The organism is Pseudocitrobacter sp. 2023LY-00077 (assembly GCF_055796175.1).
Window position 1 is genome coordinate 268,984 of record NZ_JBSPEI010000002.1, and the last position, 16,657, is coordinate 285,640.

The window sequence follows — 16,657 nt, forward strand, 5'->3', positions numbered from 1 at the left end:
TGTAAAAGGGGCAAAATGCCCTTATTTATTTCTTAAATTCCGTAGTAACAGTATCAGATTCAGTTTTCTTTGGTGCATTGTTTACTACTTTCTGTTTCACCGTACCACCAACGCTTCTATTACTTTGCGTTTTAGTCGCAATTACATTAACTGTAGCAGTGCTAACAAGTCTGACTTGTTCAAATTCAAGATCGAATTGCATAGCAAATTCAGATTTATAATCGTAACTGATACCAGAGAGAATGACATTCTCATACACTTTGTGCTCTGTCACTAATGTAATAGGCTGACGACTATCAAAGATTTTATCAAGATACTGGATAGCCTGAGAAATACGAGTACCATTGACGCCAGCACTGTATAATAAATCTTTCTCAAGCCTTACCGGAGTTTCGGAAATAATCCCCGATAGCTTGAATGTATTATTCTTAATCTGAACGTGATCGCTCACCTCAGCCCCGCTCTCAACGGGATAGCTTGTAATTTCTGCCTGTCTACGGACTCCCGTGTCCGTCACAGCATCAAACACTATCGCCTGATAGTTTTGAATGTAGCTATCTGAGGACGAATTATATACAGATGCAAGGATGGTGAAGCCGTTTTCACCTTTGGTACGGGTAGCGCTGCTGTTATTACTGTTCTGAGTTGAATTGATTCGGGAAGAATCTCCCCCGATTGTTAAACTTCCTGGTGTTGCCATTTTATTTTATTCCTTATGAAGAGGGGCAATTAGCCCCCCGTCCCTTGTCCAGATGAAACAGCCAGCACCATACGCTGATTGTTATCATTGATACGCTGATCAACGGTAGCATTTAGCATGTTTCCGAATGTCGGATCAGGGGCAATAGTGAGAGAGATCATTCCTTCCGGTAGGTTATTTTGTAATACCACTGGCTGAACCACTGTATTTTTAGCTGGCGGTGTCGCAGTAGCCGCTGCCGATTGTTTCAACATAGAAACAGGAGAATAATCACCGTTAGCGCTCGGTGCGTAGCTGCTAACATCCTGCGCCCCGCTCGTACCGTTCCACCACTCGCGCACCGTATCAAACACATTCGGCTCATGTGTGCCGTCTGCTTTAGGCTGGCTGGCTCCGTAGGCGTTAGCCACTGGATTACTTCCAGGCTGTAACGGTGCTGAGGTAGTGCCGTAATGCTGGCTCACCGCCTCTTTAGTGGTGTTGTCACCGTTCAGGAGATTCAGCCTACCCGTGATCCAGTTGGAGAGTTTCAGCAATCCTACGGCAGCATCCCCCGCCGCTCGTCCGACACCCTCAAAGAAGGGTAAAGCGTCCTGCATGGCTTGTTTCCACTCTTTAACCGTTGCAGGATCGAGAGACTCCATGAAACCTTCGAAGAATGCCAACTTCTGGCTATCGTTAAGAATCTCCATTTCCTGATTGAATTTACGATAGGCTACAAGCTGGTTCTGCTGTTCCTCCGTCAACCACTGACCATTACGCTTGAGCACGTCCACCTGATCAGTTAGTGCCTTACCACCGTTCATAAAGGCTTTGGCGTAAAGCCCGAGATCGTCCCCGAGGTCTTCGAGATTGTGCAAAATTTCCTGTTCACTCAATCCTTTAGATTGCATTGTATTGGTGTATGAAGAGACAAAACCAAACGGATTTTTAGCCCATTCTTTAAGCTGTTCAGGCGTATACCCCATGTTCAAAGCAGTGTTAATGCCTGTTGGTGCTCCTGTCCATTCACCCTGTTTATTACGTTTCGCATTCAGCGCACCGTCTGCGAGTTTCTCGGACACATCTTTTGCAACATCCAAGTTTTTTCTGGCTCCCTGCGTACCGATACCGGAATCAATCCCGTTAGCTTGTGCAAACTGGCCTAACGATTGCAGAAAGTTGTAATCCACACCGCCCAATCTGGCACGTTGCACAATTTCGCTGCGCTCTTCCTGGGCTGTTACAGCATCTTTCCCCCATGAATAAGCACCGTAAGCCGCCGCACCCACACCAGCGCCAGCAAGCGCACCGGTGCCTAAGCCCATCAATCCGCCTGTAATCGCTCCAGAGCCACCTACAGGAGCCGTAGCGCCTCGTTTAGCTGCTTCCCTACGTGAAGCATTGAGCCTGCGATAACCCTGTTGTAAGCGCTTAATCTCGCTGTTTTGACGTGCTAAAGAAATTGTGCCCTGGGAGTACGCCTTAGTTATGCGTGACGCTTGTAGCGCAGCCTGGGTTAGTTCAACGTTGGTAAGATGTTGCATCGATTTAAAGCTGCTGGCGGTGTCGAGCAATTTTAGCTCTGCTCGTTCACGGCGCTGTGCGTTTCTCGCGGCCTCTTTCGCTGCCTGAGCCTCTACACGGGCTTGCGCCTTAGCTGCCCTCGCCTTTTCTCGTTCATCGCTATTACGTGGCTTAGAGGCTTTCTTATTCAGCTTATCTAATTCTCTTTCAGCAGACTTTAGCCCCTGGCTAAATCTCTTCATGTTTATTGTGGGGTCTTTAATACCTTTTGCTTTCTTCTGAATCTGGTCAAAAGCATCAAGGGCTGTCTTCATCGAATTACGATCAACACTAAATGTCACTGTATTTTTTATAACACTTGTAGAAATCTCAAGCATCACCACCACCTTTCTGATCCAAAAAGTGATGAACAGCCTGTTCCACCGTCTCACCACGGAAGATGCGCGCTCTAACGCCCGTGTAAGAAATTTCTAATAGCTCGCAAAGCTGGCTCACCTTGAGCAGTCCTTCTGCATCGTCTGCACTCAGTCGGACGTGTAAACCACGATTTGATTTGAGTATGAGTTCCACCTGTATTTTTCCTCTTGTTCTGGGGGAAACAAAAAAGGGATGCCACCAGAGCCACAATTGCGCTGTGGATTAGTTTGCATCCCTGATTGAAAGCTCTTCTGTTATTTCCAGACGTGAAGAGCTAACGTCTATCGCTTGTTAAGCCGCTTTGATGTGAACAGAGAAGCCCAATCCGTGGTTAACGCTTAACGCGGAATTTTCCGAAATCACGTTCACTACATCGCCACGTTCGCTCTCGTAGCTCCAGCTATAGGTTTCTGCTGGGGTAGCATCCAGAAGTTCAAAGTTGCTTGATGGAGCACCGTAGATGTTCTGGTATACGTTTGAGCCAGCCGAAAATTGCGGGATAGCGATAGCATCAGCATCACCCATTTGCGCTAAGAGCAGCGGATCAGTTACTTTCACTACATCAACGTTACTCCCCGGAATGCTGAAAGTGCTAACTCCTGGCAGTAGGTCACGACGCTGATAAACAACGTTGCTTTCATCCAGTGGGCTGACATAGCGGAAAGCCGCTTCCATCGCAGGACTGAAACGCAGGTCGCTATAGAATCCACCTTTAGCGAAAACGATAATTCTTTCCACTTGTGACGCCATACCTTGAGCCGCTTCGGTAATCTGGCTCACCATGTCATCAATTGCACGTAGTGTGCTGTTGTCTGTAGCAGTGAGATCAAGCGTGGTGTTCATCGGCGCTACGCCGAATAGCTCGCCAAAATCGATCAGCACATCATCAGTTTTCGGCGTATTCACCGTACCGGAGAACAGAGAACGTGCAAGATAGCTCTCACGAGTACGCATAAACGCTACACTGTGCTTGTGAGTGTAATCCGTGAATAAATCGGTGAGGGTTTCTTGTGTGTCCGTGCCAGGCTTGCGCTTGCCCTGAATGTCTGCCGGAGTGATCTGGTCTTCACGCAGGAAATACGGAAGCTCGATCAGCCATTCTTTCCCGTTCTGCCGTGCCGTGGTGTTATGTTCGCTGGAGAACCTTGCAGTAGGCGAATTGAGCAGAGAACGGTTATCCTCAACAAGACGGCTCACCGCCACTTTATGAGAAGAAACGCCCACGCCATCGAACAGCCCCAGCGAGGCAAGCAGATAATTGCGTGTTGGGTTCAGATTGAACAGTGGAGAAAGATCCACGTAGTTTTGACCTAAAATAGCCATGTTATTATTTTCCTTCCTTGATTAACTGGTGAAGAATTCGCGCATCTGGAAGCCTTGAGCAGCCAGAGCAGCTACAGCGGCATCATGTGCGCCATCAGCAGCGGTGAGGTTGTCCGATTTGATGCAGACAAGAGAGCCACGCGCCGGAGAGCGTAGGACGTTGACAGCCTTATTAGAGCCAGCAGTGACAAATTCACTGACCACCACAAAGGCATCAGCGCCGGAGGTGTAGAGAGCGCCTGTAGCGTCCACCACATCGCCGCATTCAACATCAGCAGGAAGAGAGGCAAAAATCTTGCTCTCGATAGAGGCAAAATGGTCAGTTGAATAGCTAACCAGATCCGTTAGTGACAGGCGCTGTGGGAACAGCGTATCAAGATCAATAATCATTTGGTTGAGTCCTTTACTTTGCGTGCGATCAAATCGTCAATGGTTGGCTTTTGTTCTGGTGATTCGTCAGGGAAATACGTTTCCATTGCTTTGATCACGTCGGACACTTCACAACCAGCATACTGCGCCACCATCTCAATCATCTGAGGATTGACGGTAAGCACATCATTTTTATACTTGAGTACACGCGATTTGTTATTAAGTAGAAACATTGTCGTTTCCTTCGCGTTATGTCTGCATGTTTATAACGAAAGCGTTACATGCAGGGTAAAGAGAGGGGCTACCGAAGTAGCCCCAGGAGGAATGCCCTTGTTAGAAAGCATTGGTTAAGGTCATTTTTGATAATTATGATGTTAAACAATGACTTCTAAAAAATGAAGGGCGCAACTGTTACGAATAACAGAGGCAGATCGCCCTTTCATTGCTCCCACTTCAAAACAGAAGCCCTTCTGTCATGGCAAGAAGTGGGAAAGTGGAATCTCGTTATCATCGCTGGAAACAATAATAAGAGAATGCCAGACGTAACAAAGAAACAACTTTGACATTTGTCTGACTGCTTATAATCCCTAAAGGAGGTTATAAGGCGTAAAAAGCAACAATGCTTTCCCGTAAAGAGAGGAGAGCGCGGGGAATTGGTCGCCACTGCCCGACAAAAAGCAGAAACGCCCGCGCATCCTTCGGAACGACAAAGAAGAAAACAACCGTCTAAAGAACATCAACCATTCTTTACGGGAAGACATTGAGGGGAGAGCGCCGCCTATGGGAAACGGCATTCTGGGGAGTGCTCACACTATGGGATAGTGTTTGCAAGTCGTATTGACATACGAGGGAGAGAAACGTGATTCGATACGTTTATAGATACCCTATAAGTCCTATTCTACAACATTTCCGTTACAAAGTCAAGCTATTTATTCATTATAAGTGAATAATTATGCGGATTGGTTTTGTAACAGATCGCTCAGTTCATCCTTACACGCTGCCAGGGACAGCGCCAATTGTGTAACATCCTCTACCAGTGTCTGATCCTCGTGTAGGCTGTCTGTACGCTCCACAGAGAGGATGATCCCTTCCAGTGCTGCCGCTGCAAGGGTGAGCATTTTACCAGCGTCAGAAAGGCTTTCAGGCACGTTCTCAGGGCATGCTTTGTATACGGCGTTCACTGCGTCAAGAAGTGGCATGTGTAGCTGTTCGTGGAATTCGTCCAGGGCATCATCAATTTCATACTTAGTCATTTGTTAGCCGTCCCTTTGTTGCTTTGACGATGTTCAGCGCCACTTGAAACGGCGCTATTTCCGTTGCCAGCACATCGAGGAGGTATTCCACCTTATTAACATCTTGTGCCTGTTCAGCCCATTCAGCTTGCTTAACTAAATCCTGCATGTACTGCATTCGCTCTTGAAAGTATTCTTGTTCTGTTATTTCTGTGATCATTCTGTATAGCTGTCTCCAATGTTAAATAGTTCATCAAAGCCCCTAACTCCCGCCACGGTGTTGTTCATTGCGTTGTATGTTAGGTAGTGGCGTAGTGATGTGAATCCGAGGCATTGCCAGCGGCGAAGTTGGCTATCATCGTAGGTGTAAACTTTGCGCTTGCGAGGGCGGTAAAAAACGCCGCTTGAACATTCGAGGAGATCATTTAACGCGGCCCACTCTTCCACAGAGGGCGGTGTTGAATGAACTTCTGTCACTGTTTCGATAAGCTCCCCTGGGATTTCCTCAAGGGATTTGACGTAAAGGCGTTTTGTTCGTATTTGCGAGGCTTTGCCGATCCGGTTGACATTTTCCCGTTCTATACGGGTGAGGGTGTTCCGTTCCTTTTTACTCATTGCACCTCGTCTTAGTGGTTCGAGGTGATGAAAGCAACGTTGTGATTCACGTCAAAATCATAGTGATTGCTGCGCCTGGTTAGCGTGATCACTTTGGCATCTCGCATCAGGAACAGCCAGTAACGGATTCCGCTTTCCGAGTAGCCCAGGGCAGAAGCCAGGGTTTTGACGCTGGAACGGAATGTTCCATTCTCACGGTGTAGGCTGGAAAGGTGATTGTAAATACGTCTGCAAACGTCATTGCAGCCAAATTGAAAGTTTGTATCTTCGTTCAGTAGATAAAGATTGGTCATAATCCTCCTTGTTAAAATGGTAGATCTTCGAATTCGTCGAAGGTTTCATTCGTTGGTACGGTTAAAATAATCTCACGTCCAAGATGTTTGGTCGCTGTCTGTGAAATTAGTCGGTAGGCTGCTTCCTCATCGCCCATTGTCTCTGTTAGCGCCCATTTCAAAGCGGCATCAATGGGATCGCCATTCGGTTTGCAGATAGCTACACCGCCCCAGGGAAGGTCTGGCTTGTCCTGCTGAGTGGGGATCGTTGGTGTTGGTGCTGGCGGCTCCAGGTATTCTGGAGCATCCCAGACAAACGGAAGATCATCAGAATCAGGAACTGAATGCTCCTCTGCGGCCTTCACTGGCTCAGGGGCTGGCACTTCGTCAGACGCTGCTACAGGCTGCGCTGTCGGCGCTTCTGGCGGGGTAATGTGAGCATCAGTTAGCGGAAGTGCTCGTAATTCCTTATTCCTCCTACTAGGTATTTTAGTTCTCGTAATGAGTCCTATTAATTCCATCTGTTCGATCAGATCGTTTGTTTTTCCACGAGATAAATCACAAACCTTTGCAAGCTCGGATTGCTCTTCATAACAAACACCACCGGATTTCTCCCAGTCTGCTACGTAACAATACAACTTTTGCATCCTGGCGCTGAACTTCACTCTTCCTTTTTCAAGGTGTGGGGAGTAGATAAAAGGGATTTCTTTGAAGTAGTGGGGAATGTTGAGAGTGCGCTCTCTCGTTACACCATCTTTATCGGTGTATTGGTATTTTGGATCTGCCTTAATCTGGGCGAGGGTTTTTGCCATTGTTGTTTGCTCCTGTGTATGCTCAGTAAATTACGAATGCTCTTCATTTGGTTTTCTCCGCTTCTCATTCGTGGGGGGTGGGTTAACGCTGGAACGTAGTTATTACGCGCCAGCCTTCGAGTATTTGACCGCCAGACTTTGGCATTCCTCAAGAAGAAGTGCGCTTACGCTCATTTTTCGGCGCTTTGCTTCTTTGAACAGAATCTGGAATGTGTCATCCGGGATCATTAACGATGTGGACGGCGGTAATTTGGTTTTCTTCTCGATCATACTGGTTTCTCCTTCTGGGTTATTCGTTGGTTGTCGTATCAGCCTGTTCAGCTCTCCACTGATCGTAAAGTTCGATCCCCTTACGTAATCGTTCAGCATGTTCTAAGTAACCTTGACGCTGTGCTGCTGCTCTCTGGCTGTTCATTGCCTTGCGGGTCTTATCACCTGCTTTCAGAGCATCGAAGACAAGCTCTGGATTGAAATACTTAATGTTGGTTCTCCTTGCGTTAGATACACGGAAACACCATCCAGGAAGAACGTTATTAACGTTGCCTGATAGTGCAGTGTGATCTGGATTGTTTGGGTCAGGCTGGATGCCTAAGAAGAGGACGGATGAATGCTTTCATCACCCGACAAAACTTACTATAACATGAAATGATTTCAATGTCAACAGGTAGGTGTTAATTTTTCCCATTACAGATAATAACACACCTTCCCTGTTGCGATCAACCTCTGTCTTCCATCATAAAACGCGCTGTATCGCGCTATAAGAGGTTTGCATACACATGCACTACATCGGTACTCCCTGCGCCGTTTAAATCGCCCTACGGGCTTCCTGTGCGTTCCGGTGTGTCATGGGCCACCCTCTGGCATTTATTCCCGAAACCAATAGCACAACTACAGACGGATAACGGTAGTTATCAGGATGGTAGGTGTTGGTATTGGATTGAGGCTTAGTGAACCGTAGCACGGTGAGCTTTAGCCCTGCTGCTCTACCTTCGAGAATGAGCACGACTACGGACAACAGGACGTAGGAGGGGTTAATTGTCGTTAGGTAGAGTTGGCATGTGGACGATTACACGTAGTGTAGTTGGGTACATGGTTACATACCGCGCACAGCGCAATGGTATTCGCCAACGGCGAAAGCGATCTCTTGCCGATGGCAAATAATCATTCGTGCCTGACGTTCGTCAGAAACGAAGTTTGCACGAGTCCAGAAGGTACAGAGTACGCTTGCGCTTGTTCCATGAGCGGTACGGGGCTGACCGAGGAGCCAACCAAAGGCGAAACAGGTCACTTGCCCGGAGAGTACCGAGCAGGGACAACAGCAAAAGTATTAAAAGATAGTCTTATTAATTAGTAGTCTTATTTAATCTTATAGTGTGCCGTTTCGTTACTTTAAAAGTACCAAAACGTTACTTTCGTTGTGATCTCGAGTACCAAAACGTTACTTTCAGCCCTTCACCCAACGGTAGACCGTCGCCCAGCTCACTCCGAATCGCACATGCAACAATCCTAAGAACAGCCAGAGGCAAATCTTAGATTATTCCTATCAAACCCCTACATTAATAACGTCAAAACCTATCTTAAATGACAGGTAAAGATCCAGGGTAAATGTAAGCTAAAGTAGATTGTTCACTTTCATTGTCAGAATGATCAGTTTAGCCAAACCGTTGTGTAGTGCTGAATACAGCGCCATTTGTCATGAAAACTACTTTGCACCCGTGCCAGATTCGTTGAACGAGCTTTCTAAATTGAAACGCCGCTGATTTTTTCATGCCAAAACCCACCAATTAATTATCTTTCTAATCATTTCGTGGTGAAATCATTTTCAAGTGAATAAACTCTGCATACTCCGTGCATACTGGCAGGTTAGCGCCGCCCTCGCCTAACAACCCCACATTTATCAACCTAAAATCAATGAGATACACAACAACCACACACAAGCATTGGTAGTGTGATGTTCCGGTGTTACCGCTCTGTTTCATGCCGATCTGATGGTTTGGCAACGTCCAAACATCTGTTTAGACTTGCCAACATTATGATTTTGTTAAAGATATTCTGAAATTGTTCGAATTTCAAACAGGAGGCCGTGCTTCTTCGCGCTGAACCCTGAACACAACCGCGCCATTTACCACACACAACACAGATCATTTTCCGATCATTTCTCTTGCAACTTGTTGAAAATGATCATAATATTTATTTAACACGTTTAGATATGTTACCTTAAAGGAGGGTAAATTGAACAGAGCCGTAGTCTTAGATGAACAGCAAGCCAAAGCGATCAGGGAGTGGCTAAACGCTCATAACAAAAGCCTGATAGCTGACGTTACGTTAATGATGCAAGCCGCTGTACTGCGTGTGGGGGATGCCGTCGCGTTACGCTTCGACGAAGTGATCAACGGTGAGTTAGACATAGAAGAACAGAAGACAGGGAAGCGTAAAGCCCTCACCCTCCCTGCTCCAGTGGTGCAGATGATCGCACGTCGCCGTGCTGAGTATCCGCATGATGTGCATGTGTTCAGAAGCCAGCGTAACCGCTCGATGAACAAGCAAGCACCTGTACGACGCGAGGAAGTGAGTAAACAGATCGCAGAAGCCGCTAAAGCTATCGGGATTCATGGCACTGTATCAGCACACAGCTTTCGAAAGGCGGGGGGGAATGCTCTTTTCAAGCGTTCTGGAAATAACCTGGCCCTCGCTATGACCGTGCTCAATCACAGCAACATCACCGACACCAGGCGCTATCTGGACTTAGACAAGCAAGCCGTTAGCCGAGTGATCAATGAAATGGACTTATGAGGGGTAGGCTCAAACACAGCGCACAGTTATTTTGCAGACACTACAAAACCACGAGTATTGCCCCTTCATAACTGCAAACCGTTGCATGTGTCTTTTGGTATTTTGTGTTTCATAACAGTGTGGACAAAATGGAATTTCATCCGATGCTTTCCAATAAACGTCATTTTTGAAGATAAATGTCGATTTATCTTTCAACTGCTCTTCAAGCTGCTTATTTTTCTGTTCAGCGTCGAAAAGCAAACTTTGGGTGGTTATCGCTTCGATCTTGGCGTTAGCAAGTTCCACCATCAGATTAGCCAGCTCAAGTTTGAGCGTAGCATTGTCCAGTTCTTCGCTGTTATTCGCCAACTTTTGAGTGATGCTTACTGCTTTATCTATGATCCCAACTGCCGCCGCAGTACTTGCTAACACACCTGTCATAACCACCCTTACTGTGATGTTAAAGTCTCCTCCAGTTTGGAGGATCATCATCGTAACTAAAACAAACCGGTTCAGCTAACATAAAGCCCCCCCCACATGAGGAGCCATTACCAGCCAGCTAAACACTCTGTATTTATTACAATGTAAATTATTCGTTTGACGTTTAGGTAAAAATAAATACGTTAACCCTTCAATACAATCTCTTAAGTGCCAATCTCAAAGTTGATAATCTTCTGTTCCCAGAAGCCAAAAACAAAAGTTATGGCGGTAGCAAGATTTACCTTCTCATACACTAAGCCATCTATGGTTTCAGGTTTATCTAATTCGAGATGTACTTCGTTAGACTCAGCAAAAACACCTTCCCCAAAAGGAGCATCAAACAAACCGGGGTTATCTTCGGCAATGACTTGGCTTGCTGCCATAGCAATGTGCTCCTTCCTCAATCGAAAATGCTTCGTGGCATTAGCAGCAGCTTTGACAGCTTGGTATAACATTTTATCGCTACCTAAAAGCGAGTTTGTCGGATTCCCATAACCATTCTCACGTACATAATCATCCATGTGATACAGGACTATCGCCGCTATTCGCCCTCTGCGAATGTCCGTTTTATCTTTTAGGAACTCATTGACAGTTGGTTTCACCGTTTTTTCAAAGTAATCAACCACTGGATCTAATGTCATTTAGCACCTCTGGGATTGTAAATTTTTGTCGTGCAGCTCGTCAGAGATTGAGTCATGTCCTCAACTCCGAAAACAATCATCCCCCGGAATTGAAAATGACAAATTCAGGCAAACCTGATGAATGATCGTTATTCATAACCTTATGGACATCTTGAACTTACATCTATCAAAATACTCTTCACATCTTTTTAAGACAATAGCAGCCAATAAGCCCGTTGGTGGTAAGACAACGCGCGGAGCCGTTAGGCGACAACATCAGGGAGTGTCAGACAGTGAAGTTTATCAGGATGACCATGTACCCGAAGGAGCGAGGCCGAACCGCTGGCAGAGCCGGATCTGTAGCTACCGGAGCATCACCACCATAAAACCTGTTTATTCCCTGCAACGTCATCTCGACGTGTGGCATGTGGGAGCATCGGCAAAAAATGCGCTTCACTGTAAGGTTATGAGAAGTGCGATCCGTCGCTGCCTGGTGTAGGCTTTGCGTTCATTGTTGGACTATCGCGGTAAGAACTTGAAACCACCGCCGACGATTGGCTAAACTCTCATTTCACCGAGTAACCATTCGTGACAAGTGTCAAAGTAGTGAACTATGGTAGAACGCCTCAGCATGTTAGTAAGCACTACTGCGTAACATGCTGGCAGAGCAGCATTTTAGAATGCTTGCTCCACAAGGGGAGATTCTGGAGCGGGCGAAGGGAATCGAACCCTCGTATAGAGCTTGGGAAGCTCTCGTTCTACCATTGAACTACGCCCGCTTCGGCGTGTGCGAGGAGCATTATAAACCTTATGCCCTCGCTGGCAAGCCTCATCGCCACTGACTGGCGATAAAATAGTCTTTTAGCACTTAGGCTTACTGCCCTGCGGCGGTAAATAGCGCAATGGATCAATCGCCGTCGCACGGTAGCGGATCTGGAAGTGCAGACGCACGGAATCCGTATCGCTGCTGCCCATGGTGGCAATCTTCTGGCCAATCTTCACGCTTTGCCCGTTGTTCACCAGCAGCGTGTCGTTATGCGCGTAGGCGGTGATGTAATCTTCACTGTGTTTAATCATGATCAGATTACCGTAGCCGCGCAGCTGATTGCCGACGTAAACCACCTTCCCGGCTCCTGCGGCATACACCGGTTGACCACGACTGCCGGAAATATCGATGCCCTTATTACCGCCGTCAGCGGTGGAGTACGGCATGATGACTTTCCCGCTGGTCGGCCAGCGCCAGCAGCGTTGTCCTACCGGCGGCCATGATGCCTGCGGTACGGCGGAGGACGGCGTGACTTTCGCCGTGCTGGTCGATTTTTTACCTAACAGTTTTGAGGAACCGCCGGTTTTAATCTTCTGCCCCACCTCAATGGTGTAAGGCGGCTTGATGCCGTTCAGACGCGCCAGTTCAGCCACGCTGGTGCCCGTTGCGCGAGAGATACGCGACAGCGTGTCGCCGCGTTTTACGGTGTAGACCGAACCGTCATAGCTGCCGGAGCCAGACTTGCTCCCGGAACAGCCCACCAGCACCACGCCGAGGAACAGGCACAGTAATAAACGCATTGGCTGGGTACTCAGGCATCCTGCTAGCAAAACATCGTCCTCGGGTTAGTTCGGTCAGGTCGCCTATGATAGCAGGCTGATGGCGGATGCCAATATCTCAGACAGAAGGATGATTGTTAAAAGGATACCCTTCCGCCACCAAATTCATCACTTCCGGCACCCAGTTTGCGGCGGGCATTTTCACCAGCGCGGGATAGAAAACCTGCGGCGAGGGGAAGACATCTACCACGTGGCAGTGGGGCAAGCGCGCCGCGTCCACTTCCGAGGAGGGCAGCAGCGTGGCGGCAGCCAGCCCTGACTCCAGCCAGTCGAGGATCATGCCCGGCTGCGTGATATGCATAATCACATTCGGATTTACCCCCGCCTTCCTGAACAGATCGATAAGCATCTCGTAAGTGCCGGAGTCTTTCGCCCGATGCAGCAATACCAGCGGAAAGTCAGCCAGCGCCGTGTAGTCGAAAGGATTTGCAGGCGCCTGTGGTAAACATTTTTTGCTGATGACCGCCACCAGCTTGATGGGATCAAAGGAGACAAAATCAAACCCTTCACTGCGATAAGGGCGCTGAATCAGCGCTAAATCAATGGCGCCCTCATTGAGTAGCATCTCCAGATGACTGGAATCAGTGACCGAGATGTTCACCTCAATGTTGGGATTGCGCTCATACAGCGCCAGCAGCAGTGGTTTAAAGTAGGACTGGAAAAGGTGCGTTAAGCCAAGACGAAACTGCGGATGATCTTTTTGCGCGATCTCCATGGTTTCGCGTGCGGTGTCTTCTACCTGGCGCAAAATCTCACAGGCTTTGCGATAGAGGAAAAAACCGGCCTCCGTTGGCTCAATACGATTTCCCCGGCGGATAAAGAGCGGCGTTTGCAGTTCATCTTCCAGCTCCTGGATGCGTTTACTGAGCGGCGGTTGCGCCATGTTCAGTACCTTCGCCGCCTGGCTTATCGAGCCCTGCTCCACTACCCGACAAAAATAGCGTAATCGTTTTAGATCCACCCAACCGTCCCCCTCGCCTGCATCCTGAAGGCTAGTGTACGTCAGGCTTTTAGCCGCCTCACACTTTTTTGATCTACTCAGACGCAGCTAAACGGTATTTGTCCCTTTATCTGTTGGGGATTAGGGTAACCGCAGACAGTTTTACTGCTTACTCACAGGAATAACACAATGAAAAGTAAGGTTCATGACCTACGCTCCGCGCTGGAGCTGTTGAAAACGCTACCAGGCGAATATGTTGAAACCGATACCGAAGTTGACCCGCACGCGGAACTCTCCGGTGTTTACCGCTATGTTGGCGCAGGCGGTACCTGCCAGCGTCCAACGCGTAAGAATGGCCCGGTAATGATGTTCAACAAAATTAAAGGCTTTAACGACATCAGCGTGGCGATCGGTCTGAACGGTTCCCGTAACCGCGTCAGCCACTTCCTGAACTGCCCGCCGGAACGTCTGGGCCATCTGCTGAAAGATTCCGTACAGACGCCCATCGCGCCCGTTCTGACCACCGCGCCTGCCGTGGGTCAGGAAGTAGTTCACCTCGCCACCGACGCCGGTTTCGACCTGCGTACCCTGTTGCCCGCACCAACCAATACCGAAGAAGATGCTGGCCCCTATATCACCATGGGGCTGTGCTACGCCTCAGACCCGGAAACGCACGAATCGGATATCACCATTCACCGTTTATGCGTACAGAGCAAGGATGAGCTCTCCATGTGGCTCACACCGGGCCGTCATATTGATGCGTTCCGCATGAAAGCCGAAGCCGCAGGCAAACCGCTGCCGATTTCTATCAGCATCGGCGTAGACCCGGCGATTGAAATTGCCGCCTGCTTCGAGCCGCCGACCACGCCGCTGGGCTTTGATGAACTGAGCATCGCCGGTTCCCTGCGCGGTCACGCCGTTGAAATGGTGCAGTGTAAAACCATCAACGAGAAAGCGATCGCTCACGCGGAAATCATCATCGAAGGCGAACTGCTGCCAAACGTACGCGTGCGTGAAGACCAGAACACCAACACCGGCAAAGCGATGCCTGAATTCCCGGGCTACACCGGCGAAGCGAAAGAAGCGATTCCGGTGATAAAAGTGAAAGCCGTGACGCACCGTAAAAACCCGATCTGGCGCACCACCGTCGGGCCAGGCGAAGAACACGTAAACATGGCGGGTATCCCGACCGAAGCAAGCATCCTTGATATGGTTGAACGCGCGATGCCGGGTAAATTGCTGAACGTCTTTGCGCATACCGCAGGCGGCGGCAAGCTGCTGGCGGTGATGCAATTTAAAAAATCCGCCGCCGTGGATGAAGGCCGTCAGCGCCAGGCTGCCCTGCTCGCCTTCTCGGCCTTCCCGGAACTGAAACACGTCATTCTGGTGGATGAAGATGTCGATATTTTCGATAGCGATGATGTGCTGTGGGCGATGCAAACGCGCTATCAGGGCGACGTGGACACGGTCACTATTCCAGGAGTACGTTGCCACCCGCTCGATCCGTCTCAGGTTCCGGCATACAGCCCGAGCATTCTGCAACAGGGGATGTCCTGCAAAACGATCTTTGACTGTACCGTACCGTTCCATCTGAAAAGCCACTTTGAACGCTCGAAATTCAAAGAAGTCGATGTGAAACGCTTCCTGCCGGACTTCGAATAAGGGGAACACCGTGGCCACCAAACGCATGATTGTCGGGATTAGCGGCGCCTCCGGGTTCCAGTACGGCGTGAAAGCGCTGGAGCTGTTGCAGAAACTGGACGTTGAGGTTCATCTGGTTGTCTCGAAAGGGGCGGAGAAAACCTGCCAGCTGGAGACGGATTATCGTCTGGAGGATGTCTTCGCCATGGCGGACGTCGTTCACCCGATTGGTAATCTGGGCGCGGCGATTTCCAGCGGATCATTCAAAACGGCGGGGATGATTGTTGCACCCTGCTCAATGAGAACGCTGGGCGCGATTGCCCATTGCCTGACCGATAATCTGCTGACGCGGGCGGCAGACGTGGTGCTCAAAGAGCGCCGCCGTCTGGTGCTGCTGGCGCGGGAAACACCGCTCAACCTTGGTCATATTCGCAATATGGGCGCGGTGACTGAAATGGGCGGCATTATCTTCCCGCCGGTACCTGCACTTTATCAGCGGCCACAAACGGCTGACGAGATCGTTACCCATAGCGTCAGCCGGGCTCTCGATCTGTTTGATTTTGATATTAAAGATCTTCCGCGCTGGGGCGAAGGATCTCTTAGCCACACTGAATAACTCTATCAGGACACTTCCATGTTAATTGGACCATACGTGAACGGCGCTGCGGTGATCGTCGGCGGCCTGTTCGGATCGGTCATCGGGACGCATATTCCCGATCGCGTTAAAACTGCGCTCCCCCTGACCTTCGGGCTTTGCTCAGTAGGCCTTGGCATCAATCTGGTCATCAAGGTGAAATTCATGCCCGCCGTGGTGCTGGCGATGGTTATCGGCGCGGTGATCGGCGAGATGTTTTTCCTCGAAAAACAGATTGGTAAAGCCGCTGGCAGCACACGCGGCCTGATCAACCGTATCTTCCCGCCGGTTCAGGGGTTAACGCACGACGAGTTTACCGAGAAGTTTGTCGCGATTCTGGTGCTCTTCTGCGCCAGCGGTACCGGGATTTTCGGTGCAATGCATGAAGGGATGACCGGTGACCCGTCGATTCTCTACATTAAAACCGTGCTGGATCTCTTCACCGCGGCGATTTTCGCCACCATGCTGGGTTTCTCGGTGATGACTATCGGCCTGCCGCTGATTGCCGTCCAGGTCGCGCTGGCAGTGCTGGCGGTGCATATTCTGCATCTGATCACGCCAGATATGATGGCCGACTTCTCTTGTGCAGGCGGGTTGATTATGGTCGCCACCGGGCTGCGCATCTGTAATATCAAAGCATTCCCCGTCGCCAATATGCTGCCGGGCTTGATTCTGGTTATGCCCATTTCCGCACTGTGGGCCAGTTTGTTTGCCTGATA

General features: G+C 49.2%; 20 protein-coding genes and 1 tRNA gene. 4 read left to right on the forward strand and 17 right to left on the reverse strand.

Annotation, left to right across the window (positions count from 1 at the left end):
• Positions 1–25: 25 nt before the first annotated feature.
• The 12 genes from ACWWFX_RS03680 to ACWWFX_RS03735 all read right to left on the reverse strand — a co-directional run bounded on the left by ACWWFX_RS03680 (position 26) and on the right by ACWWFX_RS03735 (position 7,516).
• Positions 26–700, reverse strand: a complete 675-nt coding sequence (locus ACWWFX_RS03680; protein WP_473223240.1) for a phage baseplate protein — start codon at positions 698–700, stop codon at positions 26–28.
• 29 nt (positions 701–729) lie between these two features.
• On the reverse strand, positions 730–2,583 hold the full coding sequence (locus tag ACWWFX_RS03685; RefSeq protein WP_473223241.1) for a hypothetical protein: 1,854 nt from the start codon (positions 2,581–2,583) through the stop codon (positions 730–732).
• On the reverse strand, positions 2,576–2,776 hold the full coding sequence (locus ACWWFX_RS03690) for a hypothetical protein (RefSeq protein WP_003846423.1): 201 nt from the start codon (positions 2,774–2,776) through the stop codon (positions 2,576–2,578). Before ACWWFX_RS03690 ends, ACWWFX_RS03685 begins: the two co-directional genes overlap by 8 nt.
• A gap of 138 nt (positions 2,777–2,914) precedes the next feature.
• On the reverse strand, positions 2,915–3,946 hold the full coding sequence (locus tag ACWWFX_RS03695) for a major capsid protein (RefSeq protein WP_473223242.1): 1,032 nt from the start codon (positions 3,944–3,946) through the stop codon (positions 2,915–2,917).
• A 21-nt stretch (positions 3,947–3,967) separates the two neighbouring features.
• A complete protein-coding gene (locus ACWWFX_RS03700; RefSeq protein WP_003846419.1) occupies positions 3,968–4,336 on the reverse strand; it encodes a hypothetical protein in 369 nt (122 codons plus the stop codon).
• The gene (locus tag ACWWFX_RS03705; protein WP_003846417.1) at positions 4,333–4,548 is read right to left on the reverse strand and encodes a hypothetical protein; all 216 of its coding nucleotides are present in this window, start codon (positions 4,546–4,548) and stop codon (positions 4,333–4,335) included. Before ACWWFX_RS03705 ends, ACWWFX_RS03700 begins: the two co-directional genes overlap by 4 nt.
• A 717-nt stretch (positions 4,549–5,265) precedes the next feature.
• The gene (locus ACWWFX_RS03710; protein ID WP_003846414.1) at positions 5,266–5,568 is read right to left on the reverse strand and encodes a hypothetical protein; all 303 of its coding nucleotides are present in this window, start codon (positions 5,566–5,568) and stop codon (positions 5,266–5,268) included.
• The gene (locus tag ACWWFX_RS03715; RefSeq protein WP_044700783.1) at positions 5,561–5,767 is read right to left on the reverse strand and encodes a hypothetical protein; all 207 of its coding nucleotides are present in this window, start codon (positions 5,765–5,767) and stop codon (positions 5,561–5,563) included. Before ACWWFX_RS03715 ends, ACWWFX_RS03710 begins: the two co-directional genes overlap by 8 nt.
• Positions 5,764–6,162 carry a hypothetical protein gene (locus ACWWFX_RS03720; protein ID WP_003846410.1) on the reverse strand — a complete coding sequence of 133 codons (399 nt, stop codon included), beginning with the start codon at positions 6,160–6,162 and terminating at the stop codon, positions 5,764–5,766. The genes ACWWFX_RS03715 and ACWWFX_RS03720 overlap by 4 nt, the downstream gene beginning before the upstream one ends.
• Positions 6,163–6,173: 11 nt before the next feature.
• Positions 6,174–6,455: a hypothetical protein gene (locus ACWWFX_RS03725; RefSeq protein WP_044700784.1), complete on the reverse strand. Its 282-nt coding sequence runs from the start codon at positions 6,453–6,455 to the stop codon at positions 6,174–6,176.
• Between the two features lie 11 nt (positions 6,456–6,466).
• Positions 6,467–7,246 (reverse strand): MarR family transcriptional regulator, encoded by a 780-nt coding sequence (locus ACWWFX_RS03730; protein ID WP_392503091.1) that lies wholly within the window; start codon positions 7,244–7,246, stop codon positions 6,467–6,469.
• A 102-nt stretch (positions 7,247–7,348) separates the two neighbouring features.
• The gene (locus ACWWFX_RS03735) at positions 7,349–7,516 is read right to left on the reverse strand and encodes a hypothetical protein (protein ID WP_162934427.1); all 168 of its coding nucleotides are present in this window, start codon (positions 7,514–7,516) and stop codon (positions 7,349–7,351) included.
• 1,962 nt (positions 7,517–9,478) lie between these two features.
• Here ACWWFX_RS03735 and ACWWFX_RS03740 point away from each other — a divergent pair.
• Entirely contained in the window at positions 9,479–10,039 is a 561-nt protein-coding gene (locus tag ACWWFX_RS03740) for a tyrosine-type recombinase/integrase (protein ID WP_227410400.1), read from the forward strand.
• A 9-nt stretch (positions 10,040–10,048) separates the two neighbouring features.
• On the opposite strand, the gene ACWWFX_RS03745 is transcribed toward ACWWFX_RS03740, so the two are convergent.
• From ACWWFX_RS03745 to ACWWFX_RS03765, 5 genes are all read right to left on the reverse strand, one after another.
• Complete coding sequence (locus ACWWFX_RS03745; RefSeq protein WP_473223243.1) at positions 10,049–10,459, reverse strand: hypothetical protein; 411 nt, start codon at positions 10,457–10,459, stop codon at positions 10,049–10,051.
• A 203-nt stretch (positions 10,460–10,662) separates the two neighbouring features.
• The gene (locus ACWWFX_RS03750) at positions 10,663–11,139 is read right to left on the reverse strand and encodes a hypothetical protein (RefSeq protein WP_473223244.1); all 477 of its coding nucleotides are present in this window, start codon (positions 11,137–11,139) and stop codon (positions 10,663–10,665) included.
• 684 nt (positions 11,140–11,823) lie between these two features.
• Positions 11,824–11,897: transfer RNA gene (locus ACWWFX_RS03755), tRNA-Gly, on the reverse strand.
• A gap of 82 nt (positions 11,898–11,979) precedes the next feature.
• Positions 11,980–12,684, reverse strand: a complete 705-nt coding sequence (gene actS, locus ACWWFX_RS03760) for an amidase activator ActS (protein WP_442961954.1) — start codon at positions 12,682–12,684, stop codon at positions 11,980–11,982.
• Between the two features lie 97 nt (positions 12,685–12,781).
• Positions 12,782–13,684 (reverse strand): LysR family transcriptional regulator, encoded by a 903-nt coding sequence (locus tag ACWWFX_RS03765; RefSeq protein ID WP_473223245.1) that lies wholly within the window; start codon positions 13,682–13,684, stop codon positions 12,782–12,784.
• A gap of 168 nt (positions 13,685–13,852) precedes the next feature.
• On the opposite strand from ACWWFX_RS03765, the gene ACWWFX_RS03770 reads away from it, so the two are divergent.
• Genes ACWWFX_RS03770 through ACWWFX_RS03780 form a run of 3 tightly spaced genes read left to right on the forward strand, consistent with a single transcriptional unit; the run spans position 13,853 to position 16,655 of the window.
• Positions 13,853–15,325, forward strand: a complete 1,473-nt coding sequence (locus tag ACWWFX_RS03770; protein WP_276224535.1) for a UbiD family decarboxylase — start codon at positions 13,853–13,855, stop codon at positions 15,323–15,325.
• Positions 15,326–15,350: 25 nt separating this feature from the next.
• Positions 15,351–15,920 (forward strand): UbiX family flavin prenyltransferase, encoded by a 570-nt coding sequence (locus ACWWFX_RS03775; RefSeq protein WP_473223303.1) that lies wholly within the window; start codon positions 15,351–15,353, stop codon positions 15,918–15,920.
• A gap of 18 nt (positions 15,921–15,938) precedes the next feature.
• Entirely contained in the window at positions 15,939–16,655 is a 717-nt protein-coding gene (locus ACWWFX_RS03780; RefSeq protein WP_231826321.1) for a DUF554 domain-containing protein, read from the forward strand.
• Positions 16,656–16,657 lie beyond the last annotated feature (2 nt).